General features: G+C 61.4%; 14 protein-coding genes. 9 read left to right on the top strand and 5 right to left on the bottom strand.

Features of this window, described 5'->3' with window-relative positions:
* The first annotated feature begins 8 nt into the window (after nt 1–8).
* A complete protein-coding gene (locus VFO25_03345) occupies nt 9–1,541 on the top strand; it encodes a M28 family metallopeptidase (protein ID HET9341940.1) in 1,533 nt (510 codons plus the stop codon).
* Nucleotides 1,542–1,644: 103 nt separating this feature from the next.
* A complete protein-coding gene (locus VFO25_03340) occupies nt 1,645–2,700 on the top strand; it encodes a stalk domain-containing protein (GenBank protein ID HET9341939.1) in 1,056 nt (351 codons plus the stop codon).
* Here VFO25_03340 and VFO25_03335 read toward each other — a convergent pair.
* Entirely contained in the window at nt 2,691–4,169 is a 1,479-nt protein-coding gene (locus VFO25_03335; GenBank protein HET9341938.1) for a hypothetical protein, read from the bottom strand. The two genes, VFO25_03340 and VFO25_03335, sit on opposite strands and share 10 nt — an antisense overlap.
* Entirely contained in the window at nt 4,166–4,909 is a 744-nt protein-coding gene (locus VFO25_03330; GenBank protein ID HET9341937.1) for an AraC family transcriptional regulator, read from the bottom strand. Before VFO25_03330 ends, VFO25_03335 begins: the two co-directional genes overlap by 4 nt.
* 333 nt (nt 4,910–5,242) lie before the next feature.
* On the opposite strand from VFO25_03330, the gene VFO25_03325 reads away from it, so the two are divergent.
* Together VFO25_03325 and VFO25_03320 are read left to right on the top strand one after the other, a co-directional pair.
* Nucleotides 5,243–8,353: an AAA family ATPase gene (locus VFO25_03325; protein ID HET9341936.1), complete on the top strand. Its 3,111-nt coding sequence runs from the start codon at nt 5,243–5,245 to the stop codon at nt 8,351–8,353.
* Between the two features lie 163 nt (nt 8,354–8,516).
* Nucleotides 8,517–9,866 (top strand): hypothetical protein, encoded by a 1,350-nt coding sequence (locus VFO25_03320; GenBank protein HET9341935.1) that lies wholly within the window; start codon nt 8,517–8,519, stop codon nt 9,864–9,866.
* A 176-nt stretch (nt 9,867–10,042) separates the two neighbouring features.
* Here the strand turns inward: VFO25_03320 and VFO25_03315 are convergent, their stop codons facing one another.
* Nucleotides 10,043–10,273, bottom strand: coding sequence for a hypothetical protein (locus VFO25_03315; protein HET9341934.1), 231 nt, complete (start codon nt 10,271–10,273; stop codon nt 10,043–10,045).
* Between VFO25_03315 and VFO25_03310 the strand changes: the two genes are divergently transcribed.
* From VFO25_03310 to VFO25_03290, 5 genes are all read left to right on the top strand, one after another.
* Complete coding sequence (locus tag VFO25_03310) at nt 10,272–11,570, top strand: hypothetical protein (GenBank protein HET9341933.1); 1,299 nt, start codon at nt 10,272–10,274, stop codon at nt 11,568–11,570. The two genes, VFO25_03315 and VFO25_03310, sit on opposite strands and share 2 nt — an antisense overlap.
* Nucleotides 11,571–11,677: 107 nt before the next feature.
* The gene (locus VFO25_03305) at nt 11,678–12,424 is read left to right on the top strand and encodes a DJ-1/PfpI family protein (protein ID HET9341932.1); all 747 of its coding nucleotides are present in this window, start codon (nt 11,678–11,680) and stop codon (nt 12,422–12,424) included.
* A gap of 399 nt (nt 12,425–12,823) precedes the next feature.
* Nucleotides 12,824–13,999: a hypothetical protein gene (locus VFO25_03300; protein ID HET9341931.1), complete on the top strand. Its 1,176-nt coding sequence runs from the start codon at nt 12,824–12,826 to the stop codon at nt 13,997–13,999.
* Between the two features lie 255 nt (nt 14,000–14,254).
* Complete coding sequence (locus tag VFO25_03295; GenBank protein ID HET9341930.1) at nt 14,255–14,680, top strand: VOC family protein; 426 nt, start codon at nt 14,255–14,257, stop codon at nt 14,678–14,680.
* A 131-nt stretch (nt 14,681–14,811) separates the two neighbouring features.
* A complete protein-coding gene (locus VFO25_03290) occupies nt 14,812–15,207 on the top strand; it encodes a hypothetical protein (protein HET9341929.1) in 396 nt (131 codons plus the stop codon).
* Between the two features lie 246 nt (nt 15,208–15,453).
* On the opposite strand, the gene VFO25_03285 is transcribed toward VFO25_03290, so the two are convergent.
* Both VFO25_03285 and VFO25_03280 read right to left on the bottom strand, forming a co-directional pair.
* The gene (locus VFO25_03285; GenBank protein ID HET9341928.1) at nt 15,454–16,476 is read right to left on the bottom strand and encodes a hypothetical protein; all 1,023 of its coding nucleotides are present in this window, start codon (nt 16,474–16,476) and stop codon (nt 15,454–15,456) included.
* A gap of 179 nt (nt 16,477–16,655) precedes the next feature.
* Complete coding sequence (locus VFO25_03280; GenBank protein HET9341927.1) at nt 16,656–17,324, bottom strand: hypothetical protein; 669 nt, start codon at nt 17,322–17,324, stop codon at nt 16,656–16,658.
* Nucleotides 17,325–17,527: the final 203 nt, after the last annotated feature.

Raw genomic sequence — 17,527 nt, 5'->3', positions numbered from 1 at the left:
CTCATGACGTGCACCGCACCGCTTCGAGACCAACTCTCGCCGCCTTCACGGCGTTGATCGCCGCCGTTCTTTGCGGCTGCGCGCACCTGACCTCGGCCGTTCCGACCGTGTCAGAGCCCATCCAGAGCCGCACGACCGACGCCGGCTGCGATACGCACAGGAACGACACAACGACGAAACTCGATGCCTGCATCCAACAATCATCGCTGTGGCAACACCTCAGAGAATTCCAGAGAATCGCCGATGCCAATCCCGACGCGCAGGGGCATGGCAACCGAGACACGGGGACGCCCGGTTACGAAGCGTCGGTCGATCACGTCGCGCGTCTCATGCGGGGCGCGGGCTATCACGTCACGATTGAGCCATACACGTATCGCGCGAGTCAAGTGATGGGCACGCCGGTGTTCGGTACGCCGAGCGGCGCGTACGCGTATGCACGCGACTGGTTCGTCGCGCGACGATCGGGCAGCGGCTCGTTGACCGCGCCGGTACAGGCGCCGCGCGGTTCTCTTGATGGCTGTTCCCCAGCCGATTTCGCCGGATTCACACGCGGGCACATCGCACTGCTCGCGCGCGGCGCGTGTTCGGTCGACGCTCAGGTTACGAATGCGCAACATGCCGGCGCTGGTGCGGCGATTCTGTATGTCACGGAAGGCGGCCCGTTCGAAACCCGCATTGACGATCCGGCCGGCATCCCAGTCGTCGGCTTCGCCTCGAGTGTGGTTGGCGAAGCGCTGCTCCAACGCTATCGGTCGGGTAACGCGCCGCTGGTCCACATCGACGTGCGCATGGGCGAGAGCAGCGGCGTCGATTACAACGTCATCGCGGATTCGCCGTACGGCGATTCTCATCACGTGTTCGTGGTCGACGCACACCTCGATTCGATCTACGGCGCCGGCATGCTCGACAATGCTTCGGGCTCCACGTCGATTCTCGAAACCGCGCTAGCGTTGGCGAACACGCCGACGAAAAACCGGCTGCGCTACATCTGGTTCGGTGGCGAAGAGATCGGCCTGCTCGGCTCCCGTTACTATACGAGGAATCTGACTCCGTCGGAATTGCGGCGGATCGTGTTCGACTTCGATGTCGACGTCACGGCGACTCCGAACTACGATATCCAGATCGCCGACCCGGCGAAGGCGGGCAACGTGGATCGCTTCCCGCCGAACGTCGTGCCGGAATCGCGCGCCGGCAAGGATGCGATAAAGGACTACTTCAGCTCTATCGGCATCGTCGCGCGCACCGTGTTCTTCGGCAACGACGGCACCGACTCGAACTCGTTCAGTCTGGTCGGAGTGCCGAACACCGGGATTCTCACAATGCAAGATTGCTGCAAACGTCCGGTAGAAGTGCGGACATGGGGCGGATTCCTCGGCGATTACGAGGGTCAAATTCCGGGATTCACCGGCGGATGCGTCGACATGCCGTTCAAGTGGTGCGACAATCTGTCGAACAACGACCCGTTCGTGCTCGGGCTCGTCTCTAAAGCCGTCGCACAGGTCACGCTTCAGCTCGCGAACGACTCATCGCTGGGCAGGTAGAAGGCGACAGCGTCGGGTCCTCCCTCCTGATTCGATAGCGGCATTCTTCCCGATATGCGGGTCTCACGTGATTGCGGCGGCGTTGTGCCGGGAATAATGGGACATGAGCATCACGCAAAAAATCGGCTGCGCGCTTGCCGCAGGCCTCGTCGCAATCGCCTCAACTTCAATAGCGCCGTCGCCGGCGCGCGCGCAGGATATCACCATCGTCGTCAACGGCCAGCAGGTGGGCTTCGATCAGCCGCCGATCGAACGATCGGGCCGCGTTTTCGTCCCCCTTCGCGGTGTATTTGAACGGCTTGGCGCAAGTGTCGTGTACGACAACGGCGTGATCAATGCGACGGGCAATGGCAGCAACATCAGCCTCAGGATCGGCTCGAACGTGGCGATCGTGAACGGCAGCCAAGAAATGCTCGATGTCGCGCCGTTCCTGGTAGGGGCGCGCACGCTCGTGCCGCTGCGCTTCGTGTCGCAGGCGTTGGGCGCAAACGTCGACTGGAACAACAACACGTCGACCGTCACCATCGCGATGGCCGGCGGTCCGCAGCCGACGTCCGCGCCTAACTATAGCGTCAGCATCACGAATATGCATCCTGCCGATAGCAGCGTCGTGTCGGCTAGGAGACCTTCGGTCTCGGGCACCTTCAGCAGCCCGGTCGATCCCAATTCGGTGAGGATCTCGCTCGACGGTCGAGACGTCTCGAGCACGACGTACGTCTCCGCGACCGCCTTCCAATTCTCGCCGCCATACGATCTCGCACCGACCACGCACACGGTTCATGTGACGGGCAAGGATGCTAACGGCAACCCGTTCGACCGCTCTTGGAGCTTCACGTCGGGTACGAGCGGCGTGCAGAATTACATCACGAACGTATCGCCGACGAATGGAGCGACTGTCGGCGGATCGTTCACTGTCTCGGGTACGACGCAGCCCAATTCGCGCGTGCACATCGCGGCCGTCAGTACGACGAATATGGGCGGCTACTTCACGGTCAGCACCGGGTCGTACAACGCGGATGTGATGGCGGATTCATACGGACACTTCTCGCAGGCGGTCACGATCAACGCCGTGAGCGGCGGCGACATCGGCGTTCGACTTACGTCGGTAGAACCGACCGCTAACGCAGCGACGACCATTACCCTGCAATATCACGGATAAGATGCAGTCTTAGCCGCACGTTCGAAGCAAATCGACCGATGACGGTAATCGATCGTCGTCACGAAACGCGAGAGCAGCGCGGAGCCTAGAACTCCCGCCTCGGTTCGCGAGGAGAACTTTCCCGCTGTGCTGGCGAGAAAGCGGGTCGGCACCCCGTGCAGCGTCGTGCCGCCGATCGACAGCGATCGCACGACGTTCGAACCCGACACACCGGTTCGGTCCAGGAATGGTTTGAACAACATGAGCGATGCCGGCGCGCGCAAGTCGAATTGGAAGAGCCCATCATGGCCGTCGACCATTGCGTGGACGAGCGGTATATCATCGTCTTCTTGCAGCACGAATCGTTCGGCCACAGCGGTCCCTGCGCAGCCAAGACTCCCAGACGGCGCGAGGGTCATCACGTTCGACGTATAGTCCAGTCGGACGGCGAACCGATCGAGGATTTCCGGTCCGAGCGTGCCGGCTATCGGTGAAAGTCCGGGCGAGCGCTTAGGAAAGAGATCGGTTGCGGCGCCCGAGTAGACCGGCAGGTCGATATCATCGATCGATGCCGCACCTATCTGAATCGTCATCACGCGATTCATCTTCCCGATCGCGAGATCGAGCGGCGTCGACGCCACCGTCGTCAACGCGCCCTGCGCGCCCGGGTCAAGCGTAAAGGCGAATGGACCTCGGCCGTCTATCCTTGCGTCGAAGACCGTTACGCCGTGGTCTACTGAGATCGGCACTGACGCTTGCGCGCCGGATATCCGTCCTGGCGGCGGATCGGGCGGGCGCGCGAAGTCCGTTTCGCGTACGGTCGTCAGCGGTCGATACGTTCGGATCCGCTCGACCGCTTCGACGGGCGCTCCGCTCTGATCGCCGTATTGGCGAGTCACGCGATACGGCAGCATCACGCCGTCACTGCGACGGTAGTCGGCGTACCGTTCGGTCAACGTCGTCGTCGGCCACTGCTCGACCTTGCGATCGATCAGGTACGTCGAGCGATCCACCCACAGATCGGCGGCGCTGCCACCGGGCGGCGCGACTCGGATCACATCGAAGGCCTTCGCGTCCTCCGATCGTGGACGCAGGCACCTCGTTTGCGCCGGGTGCGTCCAAAAGTTCACGCTATCGATGTATGCAGTCGTCAGCGCTCGCGCCGCAGAATCTGGCGCATCCAGCGCGGTGACGCCTCCTCCTTGGTCGACTTCCCATTTCGTCTTGCCGTCATAGATATAGGTGACTTGCCCGACGTCGAGCGATTCGGAAAACGCGCTTCGGCCGGTCTTCGGGTCACGCGCCTCGTGGAACGAGCCGCTCGAGCCGGCATCGTCGACGGTGCCATCAGCGACTATTTCGGCGACGCCGTTCCAGCGGTCGCCGCCGCTCGCCTGACGCATCTGCGCCAACAGATGCCGTGCGTCGCAGTCGTTCCCCGGCGGTCCGACAGCCAGCGCCGCGACCAAAATGCCGATAGCAGCGATCAAGTCTCGATCGGCTCGCGGACTTGTTGGCGACGGTACGCCGCTGGCGATATCCCCGTGAAGCGTTTGAAGAACCGGGTCATATGGCTCTGATCCGTAAAACCAGCCCGCGCGGTGATCGCGCTGAGCGGCTCGCTCGTCTCGACGAGCTGCCGGCAGACGAAGCGCACGCGCAACCCCATCACGTAGTCGCCGATCGTGCGTCGCCGAAAGCGGCGGAACGTCTTGCACAGATGCGACGGGTCGACGTTCACCTGCGCCGCGAGCGAACGAAGGTCGACGCGTGTCGCGATGTCCGCGCGCAGCACCGCTTCGGTTTCCGCTATCCACGCCGGTTCGCGAGACGCGTCAGGTATCGGGTGCGACAGGTACGCGCACAATTCGAACAATACCGACTCGATCGTCAAGGGCGATGCCGCATCGCCGGCGAGAAACTCTCGATGCAGCCGCAGGACCAACCACACCGGCGCGCTGCCGTCCATCTCGAAGAGGTGCGCACGCTTTTGAGCGGCGGCGATCACGGTCGTCCATGACGCCAAAAGCTCGACGAAAAACATCCGGCAGCCGCTCTCTTCGATCGCATCCCAGTGCTCCGTAAGCGCATCGTGGAACACGACGGTATACGGTTCGTAGCGCACAGAGAAGTCCGCGGCGCCTTCGGTATACGATCCTTCGAGGAGTAGACTGAGGTACGGCGCTTCGTGCGAATGGGGAGCGACACTCGAGCCGCGCGCGTGCCGCACCTCCGACAAGAGCGCGCCGGCGATCCGAAGGGATCGCGTTTCTCCAGCGAATGTCCCAGGCTTCCAAATCGACATGGCTTTTCATGAGTACCACGAGCCTGCGCGGCACACCCGCGCGAGCGCGTAAGGTCGCCAATAACGTTCAAGAGGCTGAGGTGCCTCTTGGCTACGCTCATGATATGAAAGGAAAGCGCGCTGCCAATAGCGGTTCGAAGCCGACAAGAACTTCGCTCCGGAACGCCGCAAGGCGCTTAGGCCGCTGGCGACCAGTCCCGTGCAATCGACCTCGTCGTCGGGCAAGAGAGAGCTCGCGTTCCCGCCAAATAATCGGCTATGGCCACCGGCCGGCTCACAACGCTCGGCGCTTTGGCTCTCGAGATCGATGGCGTCATGCTCGGCATGCCGACGATCCAAAAGGCTCGTGCGATCATGGCGTTTCTCGCCTTAAACCGTCGAGGCGACGTCAGTCGTGAACGTCTGACCGAAATCTTCTGGCCCGAAGCAGAGCCGCAGCGAGCTCACGATAATTTCAAGACCACGCTGTGGGCGATCCGCCGTAGTTTTCGTAAGAACGGCATCGACCCGGACGACTTCATCCATGCGACGAGGCTTATCGTCCGCTGGCGCGCCCCTCTTTGGGTCGATGCCGAAGAGTTCGTCAACGCTGCCGCCGACGAGTGCGGTGACCCTCAGACCGCGCTGGGTTTGTACAACGGTGATTTCTTAGAAGGCGTCTCCGAAGAGTGGGCTGTCAGCGAACGGGAGCGGCTCGCAGTGATATACGAGTCGCTGCTGGTCAGAAGCCTCGAGCGCTCGCCCGACGTCGCCGTCGCTCAGCGGATGATAGAGCGTAACCCATACCACGAGCCGGCGTACGCCGCACTCATCGACGCCGAGCTCGCGGCTGAAAGATATGTCGCGGCGGTGTCGGTCATAGCGCGCTGCCGCGCCGCTCTTGCCGATGTGGGCGCGCGACCATCCTTCGCGTTCGAAGCACGATATGGGGCGATCGAGGCACCGGCTCGACCTGCGGAAACGACGCCGACGATTCGATTTGTCGGAAGAGAGCCGGAGCTCGAAGCGATCGATAGCGCTTTCGCACGGGCAGCGAAGGAGACGGGCGGCGTGCTGCTATTCGTCGGCGACGCCGGTATCGGCAAGTCTTCGATATTAAGCCAAGGGCGCGCGTTTGCGGCGGCACGCCACGTCGCTATGTTTACGGTGCGCTGTGTCGAGAACGATGCCGGCGCTTATGGCCCCTGGCCGCGCCTCTACTCGCAGGTGTCGGACGACGATTTCAACCGGTTGGTGGTGGCGGGCGCGACCGAGGCTGCAGTATCCTGTGCATCTGCTGTCTGCGCCGCAGTTCGAGGTCCGATTGCGTTGATGGTGGATGACGTACATGCGCTGCGAGCCGAGGGCCTCGCTATGTTCGCGACGATCGCCCGCGAGCTGACACGTGTCGGCCACGGCGTGATCGCCACGCTTCGGCCCGAGGGGATTCACACGGTGCGCTCAGCGCTGAGCGGCATCCCGTTCGACGAGGTCGACGTATTGCCGCTCGATCGCCCAGAAGTAGATTTGCTGATCCGACAGGTGATGCAAGAGGGAGCCGACGCCTTGGCGGGCCCGCTCTATGACCGCACGCAGGGTCACCCGCTCTTCATCGTCGGTATCTTCGATTCGCTCGCCCATTCCGGCGCGATCCGCCCAGAAGTTCGCGGATGGCGGCTTACGAAACCCCTCGATCACCGGCTCGACCTGCCAGAATCGCTCAGACGCCAGGTCGAGACGCGCGTGCGTTCGCGCGGCGAAGACGCGACGAGCGTCGCATGCGCGTTGGCGCTCGAACCGGAGGCGACCGCCGACGACGTCGCAGCCGTGCTCGGCATCGGGGAGACGCGGACTCTCGATGCTTTCGACGACTTGCTCGACCTGGGCGTGATCCGGCAGCCATCCGTCGGTCCACAGTTCGAGTTCTGTCACGACGTCTTTCGCGAGGTTGGCGCGACGTTGCTCAACGCGGGCCGTCGCGTGCGTCTGCACCGTATATTCGCGGCGCGCCTTGCGGAGAGTACGGTAAGCGATCGCGCCCTGCGGCGGGCACGACATCTCGCTGCCGCCCACGATCACTTAGAGGCCGCGGTCGCATTTGAGGAAGCGTCATGGGACGCATCGTCGCTCTCTGCGTGGCATGAAGCCGCGGAGCGCGCCCGCAAGGGCTTGGCGCAACTCGAGAAAGTCAGCGTCGGTCCTCAGCGCTTTCGGCTTGTCGGCAGCCATCATAGACTTCTCGCCAACGCCAATGTGCAACTCGGCGACGTCGCTGCTGGCATCGCGGCTGCAACGGACGCTCTCCGGCATACGCGTTTATCGGGTGATGATCGGCTCCACGCGGACTCGCTCCTGACGCGAAGCTGGGCGTACGCCACCGGATTTCGACCAGGCGAACAGGCCGCCGATGCGAACGAGGCCGCCGAGATCGCGCATCGTCTCGGAGATCATGCTATGGTCGGTCGCGCGCTGCGTCTCGCATCGAACGCGTATCGCTTCCAAGGTCGCCAACACGAAGCGATTGCGACGGCCCGCAGAGCCTACGAGGCCGGTGTGAACGCCGCCGATTGGAATGTCGCAAGCGGCGCAATCGACGTACTTTTGAGAGCACAGATCACGTGGTGGCGGTTCCGGGATGCTGCCGAGACAGCGGCGCTCGAAAGGTCAACCGCCAGTCGCGCCGGGCGTCCCGCGGAGATGATGTTCACATATACTCGGTCACTTCTGTGGTATGCTCTCGAGCGTTTCGCGGAGGCGAAAGGCGAGCTCGACGCTTTGACCCGGTACATCGCGTCGGGCGAGGCGCAACACGACGCTGGGGGCGTCGCCGCCTATCCTGTGTGGCATTTCGAAATGTGGGTCCGCTACATGCGCGCAATACTGGCAAGCGCAGTGCGAGATTGGGATGCGCTCGTCGAAAACGCTCGGGCCTCAGAGCAAGCGGCTCGATCGTCGGCTTCGCCAGTTCGTTGGAACGCGATTGCGAACGTCCTCATCGACGGCTTGCTCGGGCGCGGGGCCCCGGGAGATATTGATGAGGCTGCGAGCCTCACCTCGCGCCTGATAGAAGTTCAGGCGGCGCAGACGCTGTTCGGCTGGAGTCATTGTCCGGAGCTCTCACGCGCTCGCGTCGCGGCTGCGCTTCGCCGACCCGATGCTGCTGAGTTACTGGGTCAGGCACTCGACGCCGTCGAGAAGAACGCACTGTCCACGCCGCTCGACGCCGACCGCGCCTTCGAGCACCTGGCGGCTTCGGCCGCGGCCGTCGGCTGCGAGGCCGTGTGGAACAAGGCGCAGGCGCGGTCCGACCATTACCGTGCCAAGCGGCGCGCTGCTGCCGTCGAGTTCTCCCCAGGCGAGGACTTGAAACAGGCGATCGACACTCCCTGACGCCGATTTACGAATCGATTACGCTCATCGGATAAGCTGGCCTCGCGGATCGTCCAACGCGGAGGCTCCACCGATTCCTAACACCGAGCGCACCGAAATCATTTGACGATCCACTTGTCGCGGTGGACGACGGGCGGATCTTTTTTTGAGGGAGGGTTTGGTTATGCATAGTCTTATTTCTCGGCCGGCAGTTGCGGCGGCAGCGCTTACCGTGACGGCCGGCGCACTCGCGGGAGCGCTCGCGCTGAAGCCCGCGATCGCCGCGAACGGAACGATGACAATGCAAGTCGGCCCGTTCGCCCTCGTCACGTGCAGCGTATCGGGCGGTCCGTGCGAGCAATATAAGAACCTCCTCGCCGGTACCGGCGTCGAAGGCGATGCTGCGAAAGGCACCGGCGTAAAGGGTACCGCGGCCAACAACGGCACGACCGGCGTTCTCGGTACGAACAACAAGGGTGTCGGCGTCAGAGGTACGTCGGCTTTGGCGCAAGGCGTGCTCGGCATGTCGACATCATCGACGGGTGTGGAAGGCGACAGCAGCAGCGGACGTGGGGTCTACGGATCCGGAGTCGAGGGCGTAGTGGGCGTTGACTCATCGGGCACCGGTTTTGGCGTCGAGGGCACTTCCGGTGGTGGCTACGCCGTCGTCGGCACTAGCAGCAGCGGAATCGGCGCTTGGGGTCAAAGCACCGGCAGCGGCATAGGGCTTGCCGGAAGCAGCACGTCGGGCTACGGTCTGAGTACCAGCACCGGCAGTAGCTCGGCGTCGGCCATTTCCGCCACTAATTCGATCGGCAACGCAATCGACGCGTATGGTGGGCCGAACGGCGCTTCTTACTACGCTCGCCCAAACGGTGGCGGCACCGCCGCCTATCTTGATTCGACCGGCGGCAGCGGTTACGGAGTCGTCGCATTCACGTACGGAAGCCCGACGTACTGGGGAGAAAACAACAACGGAGTAGGCATGGACATCACCGGGTCGTACATCGGCGTGGCCGCCCGCTCGAACAGCTATCCGTTCGCGGCCTACGATGAGAGCAGCAACCTCGTGGCCTACATCGATGCTACGGGAAACCTCTACATACATGGCGCCTATGGTAACTTCGCGCGCGTGCGCGGCGGCGGTGCCGCAACGGCGTATGCGCCCGCATCAACCTCGCCGATGATCGAGGACAACGGCACTGCACAGCTTGTCGACGGCGTCGCGACGGTATCGCTCGATCCGACGTTCGCTCAGACGATCGACCTCAGCCGCGCATACCGAGTGATGCTGACGCCGGACGGCGATACACGCGGGTTGTACGTCGCGAGCAAGGGTACGAGTGGCTTCGTGGTGCGGGAAGTCCAAGGCGGCCACAGCTCGATCGCCTTCGACTACCACATCTATGCGCCCGCGCTCGGGCGGGCGAACCAGCACATGACGATAGTCAACGGCATGGTGGGCCCGAAGGCGCCGATGCTTCACCCGGCTCGCATCAAGCCGTCCAAGCCACCCGTGCTGCCGCACCACTGATCGGAGTCGGTGGGCGAGCTGTGCGAGCGCGATAACGGTGCATATCGCTGGGAGCGGCCACCCCTGGGGTGGTCGCTTCAATTCTTGTGATGTGCCGAGGCGAGCAACGTCGATTTACGATTCGATTACGCTTGGCGGATAGAATGTTTTCGCGGATCGTCCAATCGCGGGGGGTTCTACCGATCGACATCACGGACCGCGCCGAACTCATCATCATCCACTTCTTTCGGAAGCCGGATGGCGTGCTCTTCTGTCGGGCGACCGACGCGATAACGCGAAAGTCTTGGTTCGTGGAAGACGCGCTCGATCTTCATGCATCGCTCTTTCGCGCGCGCACGGCGGGTGCGGCGCGTGAGCGCAATACGTTGCAGTGCGACCCGAATGAATTCTGAAAGGAAAGCCGTCATGTTGTTGTCTCGTGTCGGGCGTAAACCCGCAGTCATCGCGGCCTCACTGTTTGCAGCTGTCTGGATCGTCACGCTTGCATTCGTGCCGGCTGTCAGCGATCAAGTCGGCCCGGTCTTGCGATTCATCGGCATCAACTCGTGTAACAAGACGACTGCATGCGTCCAATACACGAATAGCGGAACCGGCGCCGGCGCCCAGGGGACGAGCCTGAAAGGAACCGGTCTCGTCGGCGTCACCCAATTCAACAGCACCTCCGCGTCGAACGGAACGAGCGGTATCTCGGGCAAAGATTCGAGCACGTCGGGGACCTTTGATAGCGGGATCAGCGGTCTCTCCGTGCGCGGCACAGGTGTGTCCGCAAGTTCGACGTCTGGCAACGCCATCGTTGCCTCATCCACAGGTGGGTCTGGGCTGATCGCGACGTCCACCAACAGTGACGCGATCTATGCGACGTCGACGAACTTCTACGGCGTTGGAGGGTTGACGCTGAACAACAGCACGGCGACCGGCACTGGGTACGCCGGCGTTCTCGCCCAAGACAATTCTTCAGATGGTGGGCATCTCAACTCGGGAGTCTTGGGCTACTCGGTCAATGGTTTCGGCGTAGCCGCCTTTTCGAGCAACTGGGCCGGGGCGAACGTTATCGGCGGAGCTGGTATAGTGCCTGCACTGAGTCTGATAGCCCCTGCCGGTGCCGACCTCATTGACGCCTGTTCCGGTAACGTCCATAATCCTTGCACGCAGCTCGGTGCGTTCAGCGTGGGCGATGATGGCACAATGTTCACAGCCGGCTGCATAGAAGTCGGTATAGCTGCCAACTACTGCTTCACCGGCAGCACTGGAAACGTCAATATCGCAGGCCAGTACCTAAAAAATGGACAGTGCCTACAGGGCTGTGCCGCTCCGTCACCGACGCGACCTGGGCACGCCGTCGTCAGCTATGTACCCACCCAGAGTCTGCCGAGCATCGACGACTTCGGCGAAGCTTCTCTACAGAATGGCTACGCTTACGTTCAGCTTGACCCAGCGTTTCGCAACGTCGTTGATCGCAACGCCAGCTATCTCGTGTTCATCACGCCCGAGGGCGACAGCCGTGGGCTGTACGCCGCGCAAAAGACTGCCCAGGGTTTTGCCGTCCGCGAAAACATGGGCGGTCACTCGTCGCTCACGTTTGACTACCGCATAGTCGCAAAACCGTTCGGTGAGCAGGGGCAGCGCCTCCAGATGGTCACGATTCCGAAACTTCGAACGCTATCTAACCCTCTCCGACGCACAATACCGCCGAAGAATCGCTGACCTTTGCGAAGGGCTCGAGACGCATCTGGGACGACGTCAGCGTCGGACGCCGAAGGCCGCCAATAACGTTCAAGAACGCCGACGAGAGTGTCGGCTAGACTCACGATATGAACAGAAAGAACGCGATTTTCCGCGTGGCCGCTTTCGCCGGCGGCATCGCCGCTTCTTCATTGCTGCTCCAAGCAGCGACGAGCGGTTCGAAGCCGACAGGAACCCCGGCTCCGGAACGCGGGAGGCCGCTGAAGCCGCCGGCGAGCGGTCCGGTGCGGGTGGGCATCGTCGTCGGGCCTCAGCTCGTCGCGATCGACGCATTCGGGCCCTACGCAGCATTTCGGGCCGCGACGATGGGCGCCGATCGCATGACGTCGCCGCTCTTCCGGTCGTACATGATCTCGGCGAATACCGACGCGATCGATGTCGACGGGCTGCAGCTCCAAGCCCAATATTCATTCGACGACGCGCCGCAACCGCACGTCATCGTCGTACCGAACCAACTGACGTCACCTCAAACCGTCGCTTACGTCAAGCGCGCAGGTGCTCACGCAGACGTGACGATGTCGGTATGTACGGGCGCGTTCATCGTCGCTCAGGCAGGTCTTTTCGACGGGCTGCGAGCGACGACACACCATCTCGCGTACGATATCTTCGCGCAGTCGTTTCCTCGGGTCACGCTGTTGCGCGGATCGAAATATGTGGAAGAGCCGAACGTCTCGTCGTCGGGCGGCGAGACGTCAGGCATCGACCTCGCATTGCGAGTCGTCGAGCGATACTACGGCGCGGACGTCGCGAAGGCAGCGGCGTACATGATGGAATACCGCCGCGGCCCGCGGCCACAAAGCATCGCCGACGTCTGATAGTGCGCTAAGCTAGCCTAGCCAACAGAAAAGGCGAACCCGGTCTAACGGGCTTACTTCCCCAAATGTTCCGATGATCTAGTGGCGGAGAGGCGCCGTACCCTCATTGTCGAGACATTTCGAAATCGCGAGAAACGATTTCCGAGATTGTGAGATCCAAGTTTTGCGGCTGCAGCCGCGCGAGGATCGCAACAATATCTAGAGGGCCGAGGGCGAAGTCTCGACGACGTTCCGGGAACGCTCTATAAAACGTCACAAAAATGACGGCAATTGCGTGTAAAGGCGTCAACCGTAGAGGCGCGCGAACTCGGGCAACTGGCCCACGTCCGAACCTCATTGGCTGCTTCCGAGGGCTAAGATTTTCGCAAATTTTTCAGCCTCGCGTGAGACGATTAGCGAATGCGCATCAATCGCTCACTCATGTTCGCGACGATGGTTTTCGGTCTCGCGACGCTCGTCGTGCCATCGGGCACACCGCCCGCCTCCGCATTCTCTCAGGTGCTCAAGTGGCGCATCGTCAATAGCCCGAGCGGCGGTCCGCAGCCGGCGAAAAACCAATTTCTAGCTGTGGCCGATCTGTCGTCGGCGAACGCCTGGGCTGTCGGCACGCGATCGGTGTCGGTGAACTTCCCGACCGCGACGCTCGCGGAGCACTGGGACGGCATGCGCTGGTCGGTCGTCTCGACGCCGAAGGTTTTCCAACCGACTGCGCAGTTGAACTCCATAGCGACCGATGCGCAAAGCGATGTGTTCGCCGCCGGCTTTTCAGATAACCCGTCTTGTTTGTGCGGAAAGACGATCGTCGAACGGTGGATGGGCCAATCGTGGATGCGGATCCCCACGCCGAATCCGAATGTCGCCGACTACATTGACGGCATCGCAGCTCCGTCGGCGAGCGACGTGTGGGTCGTCGGGCAGCGGTGGATCACACAACAGTCGTTCGAACCGCTCATCATGCATTTCGACGGGCACCTCTGGAAGGCGGTCGACACATCGCAGCTCGTCGGCGGCAACCTGTTCACGATCTTCGCATCGGCGTCGAACGACGTCTGGGCCATCGGCGACTTCGGACCGATCGGTCAGAACTCGATCCTCGCCCTCCACTTCAACGGTTCGTCGTGGCAACAGGTCTCGTTCCCGCCCAACCAGGCTGACTACACCATCATCCGCAGCGTTTCAGGTACGGGAAGCGATGATGTGTGGGCGGCGGGCTTCGAATCCGCCAGCGGATTCGAGTTCGCTCTGATGTACCACTGGAACGGCACGGCGTGGATGCAAGTCGACGTCGCTAACTTGACACAGCCGTCTTACTTCGTTGGCGTCAAGGCGATCGCGCCGGACGACGTCTGGGCGGTCGGCCAGGGCGTCGTCCAACCGAACAACAACAATATCCAGAACATAACCTACCATTGGGACGGGTCAGGATGGAGCAACGTCGCCAACCCCGATGACCTCCAGGAAGCAGTTTACAGCGGAATCGCGGCATCGTCGAGCGAGGACGTTTGGGCCGTCGGCTACGGCATAACGCAGACGCCCCCGCATCAGGGGACATTCACGATGCATTACGCACCTTAAGGTCGACCTACTAAACCTCAAGGCGATTCGCGGTGCGCGGCGACGATACGTCGCAAACAGCGCTGGCGACCAGTCGGTCGCGGTGGCCTTATCTCACCCGATGGCGCAATCACCAGTCTAAACGTACGCTAAACGAGCCGAAAGTACACCAGGTTTGGCGTCGGGCGATTCCTAGGCGCCAGTCTCGCATTCGGCATATAACGTATGTTGTCTGGGTAATTCTCGTAACCGACCTGAACGACGAGGGGGTTTGTCATGAAACAAACGGCGTCTGATCCGACAGGAGCAGGACAAGGCCTGGTGTTGGAACTGTGGGGCGTTCGATATCAAGTGAAGGACGTCGCACGCTCCGTCGCCTTTTACTCCCAGAAACTCGGCTTCAAGGTGGACCACCAACAGTTGCCGGCGTTCGCTCAGGTTTCCATCGGCGGCCTTAAACTCGTACTCAGCGGCCCAGGAGCCTCGGGCTCCCGGCAGATGCCGGACGGCCGCACGCAAGAACCGGGCGGATGGAACCGCATAATTCTTCACGTGGAAGATCTGCCTCATCATATCGAGGAAATGAGAAGAGCCGGTTACCTGTTCCGCAACCAGATGGAGACGGGTCCGGGCGGCAAACAAATCCAACTGGAAGACCCCGACGCGAATCCGATCGAGTTGTTCGAGCCTTCCCGCCAATAGTTCGTCGCGCCTTAGCCGGGATTCTCCAAACGACGTTGCCCGCCGCCGCTCGGCCGCGGCGGCGGCTTCCTGCTCCTCATCGTCCGTAATAATCGGTCGATTGAAATGGCCAAACGCGAGATCGATGTCGAATGGGCGGCTTCGAAGCTTTTCGAGGGGTCGAACGTTACGACGTATGCGGCGATCGTCGCCGTCCTCTTGATCGGTTTTGCGTCGAACTCATTGCACAAGCGCGTGGACAACGTAATCGACGCGGTCTTCTTCGCGAAGCTCAAAGCGGCGGAGCGCCGATTGCGCCGCTCGTAGCTATTCCGTTGAAGGCCCGCGGCGATCTGTTCGGCATCGCGCTGTACGGCGGGCACACCGACGGCGCGCTGCTCAACGACGACGAATGCGCGATGCTCGATCACCTGGCGCAAAACGCCGCAGCCGCATACGATCACATCGAGGCAACGCGAACGCGGAAAGAGATAGAACGGCTACAGAGCGATTTTGCGCAGCTCCAAGCGCAACTTCAACCGGAATAGTCCGGGAAATCTGATGCTACGACTACGGCCGGGTACTACTGTTTCAGTGGTGGAGATGAGGGGACTCGAACCCACGACCCTCTTAGCTTGCAATCCTTAAAGCCACGGGACCTCCAGGGATGAGACGCCACGCCGCCTCCATCAGAGAACCCTAACATCAGGCATTCTAGTTTCTGCGTGGACGTGTGTCAAGCCTGACCTCTCCGTCCCGTGCGAGCCTCCCACGTCTCGGCTTAGGCGCGGTCATCAAGGTTGGTGCAGCGGCATCCTAAACTGACTCGTTCCACGTGGATGTCGGCCAAAACGTTCAACGACTTCCGCGTTTTGGCAGAGTGGCTCTGCAGCAAGCACCGGCATCATTGCATCCTTCATCGCGCCAGCGTCTGCACCGTAAAAGAAGAGAGCCGTCTCTCGAGGTCCGCGCCAGTGCGATCGGAACTCCCCGAGGGAGCGGGCGTGGAGCGCGTCCTTAAGCCGTCCGACGAACTTGTTCACATCTTGAGTCTGGTAGACTTCTGCCGGCAAAGAGACGCCATCAAGGAAGATGGCTACACACTCCGTCGAGCCAAATGGTATAGTGAACGGCTGTTTTCCCCGCGAGTATTGAAGTTCGGATCCCACCGGCGCAACGAGGCTGCTGAGTCGGTCCGTAACGCCTGCACGAGCCTCGTCGGAGTCTTTCAGCCAGAACGTAACATCGACGAACTCGATCTGCGGCCGCCCACCGATCTGCGTGCCGCCGCCATCGATCTCGCCAAGGCCAGAGCGAGTAAGGAAAGCGTCGAGGGGATACTCATACCTATTCCCACGCGCAATCGGTTCGATGTACTCCCACATTCGGGCTGTTACGAATAGTGGAAACCGTGTCGGCGGCTTTGTAGCAAGTCTCGCCTTTACGTACTTATGAACACCACTCCCCGATATCGACTCGACCTCCAGGGTTTGAGTTCTTGCTGACAGCCACGTGCCATCGCAATTTACCCAGGTATCGGCTGACAACGCCTGGAGTTTTTTGGGCATTAGGGGGCCGACGTTTGCCGTCGTGGTCATGTCGTAGTGCTGGAGCACTCTTGCGACCCCGCTGGCCTCCTCAATGCTAACCAGAGTGGTCTTGGCGATACGTTTGGAGCGATCAACGTTTAGCCTCAGCACCAAGTCGATCATTTGCTCACCGGTTGATTCTTTGCCACGGACATCCACGCTGACAAACGCAGGGGTGAGTAAATCGGAGATCGCCTCCCGTTGCCCCGACGCCATGGCATCGCGCATGAGAGCATAACGCGCTTCCAGCGTCGAGCGCAAAGGATGCGCTGCCGAAGTGAACTGCCGCTCAAACAATTGAGGCTGTTTGCGCTGATGCGTTCCAAGGCCAAGCCTTTGCAAAAGGCCACTAATAATGTTGGTCAAGCCCTTACCCCTGGTGCCGGCATTCTTGTGGCGTCAACCCTCTATGCGCGGATCCGCAACTGCGCATCAAATGGTGCTGGCAAGACGTTCAGTTCTGACTCTCGAGCTAACATCAGGACTAGCCTTGCGTCGTGCCGCAACCCGTCAGCAAATGCGCAAAGGGCTTCCGTCTCTTCGTCGCTTTCATGAAGGCTAGACAAAATCACTCCACTGTACCCATGTGCTTCGAGTGCTACCCCAAGCTGTGGAGCGGCGACGGGGTCGCGATGTGCAACCTCTCCCCGCTGTCTCGGTCTCACCCATGCGAGGAGTGCAGTGATGTTCGAATCAATACGAGGCTGCCACTCCAATAGCGTTGTAAAGTGCTGACCATCGACGCCGCTTACGGTGTCGAGATCATCGTTGATATCACGAAAGTCGTTGACTAGAACCGAAGCCCACGTGAACTCTGGATCTCGAGGGTGGTCAACTGTCGGATCGAAGTGCCACGCGCTGAGAATCGCTCCGAGCAATACACGCGGCGGGAGACCGACGCTTGCGCTCGACGAGTTGTGGACACGGATAGTCTCAAAGGTTGCCAACGCATCGTCGGCCCGAACCTCGGACAACATATCCCACCATTGGTGAGAAATGCCGGGGGCAAGCATTCCAGAACGCGTTGCAAGCATGATGGGTCCAACGCGCAGATGATCGCCTGCGGCGTGGTTCACTGGGCTCACCTTGCGTAATCTTCAAGCGAAGGGATACCCCACACGCGGGTCTCGTTGTGTTCGTGACCTGAGGCGGTTTTTCAGGCAGCTGGTTCCTGTGATGGGTTGATCGCTAGAGTATCCACGAACTCCTTGGGCGTCCGGTCACCGAGCGAACTATGCGGCCGGACTTCGTTGTAGTCGATCAGCCACGCCGCCGCTGC

Source organism: Candidatus Eremiobacteraceae bacterium (assembly GCA_035710745.1).
GTDB lineage: Bacteria > Vulcanimicrobiota > Vulcanimicrobiia > Eremiobacterales > Eremiobacteraceae > JANWLL01.
Note: the sequence above shows the minus strand (reverse complement) of the source record. Positions and strands in the feature narration are given on the sequence as shown.

Bases quoted from the DNA above. Each gene is read 5' to 3' on its own strand.
- VFO25_03285 (HET9341928.1), bottom strand. From the start codon at position 16,476: ATGCGCGATGCCATGGCGTCGGGGCAACGGGAGGCGATCTCCGATTTA.
- VFO25_03295 (HET9341930.1), top strand. From the start codon at position 14,255: ATGAAACAAACGGCGTCTGATCCGACAGGAGCAGGACAAGGCCTGGTG.
- VFO25_03320 (HET9341935.1), top strand. From the start codon at position 8,517: ATGCATAGTCTTATTTCTCGGCCGGCAGTTGCGGCGGCAGCGCTTACC.
- VFO25_03315 (HET9341934.1), bottom strand. From the start codon at position 10,273: ATGACGGCTTTCCTTTCAGAATTCATTCGGGTCGCACTGCAACGTATT.
- VFO25_03310 (HET9341933.1), top strand. From the start codon at position 10,272: ATGTTGTTGTCTCGTGTCGGGCGTAAACCCGCAGTCATCGCGGCCTCA.
- VFO25_03305 (HET9341932.1), top strand. From the start codon at position 11,678: ATGAACAGAAAGAACGCGATTTTCCGCGTGGCCGCTTTCGCCGGCGGC.
- VFO25_03340 (HET9341939.1), top strand. From the start codon at position 1,645: ATGAGCATCACGCAAAAAATCGGCTGCGCGCTTGCCGCAGGCCTCGTC.
- VFO25_03300 (HET9341931.1), top strand. From the start codon at position 12,824: ATGCGCATCAATCGCTCACTCATGTTCGCGACGATGGTTTTCGGTCTC.
- VFO25_03325 (HET9341936.1), top strand. From the start codon at position 5,243: ATGGCCACCGGCCGGCTCACAACGCTCGGCGCTTTGGCTCTCGAGATC.
- VFO25_03290 (HET9341929.1), top strand. From the start codon at position 14,812: ATGGGCGGCTTCGAAGCTTTTCGAGGGGTCGAACGTTACGACGTATGC.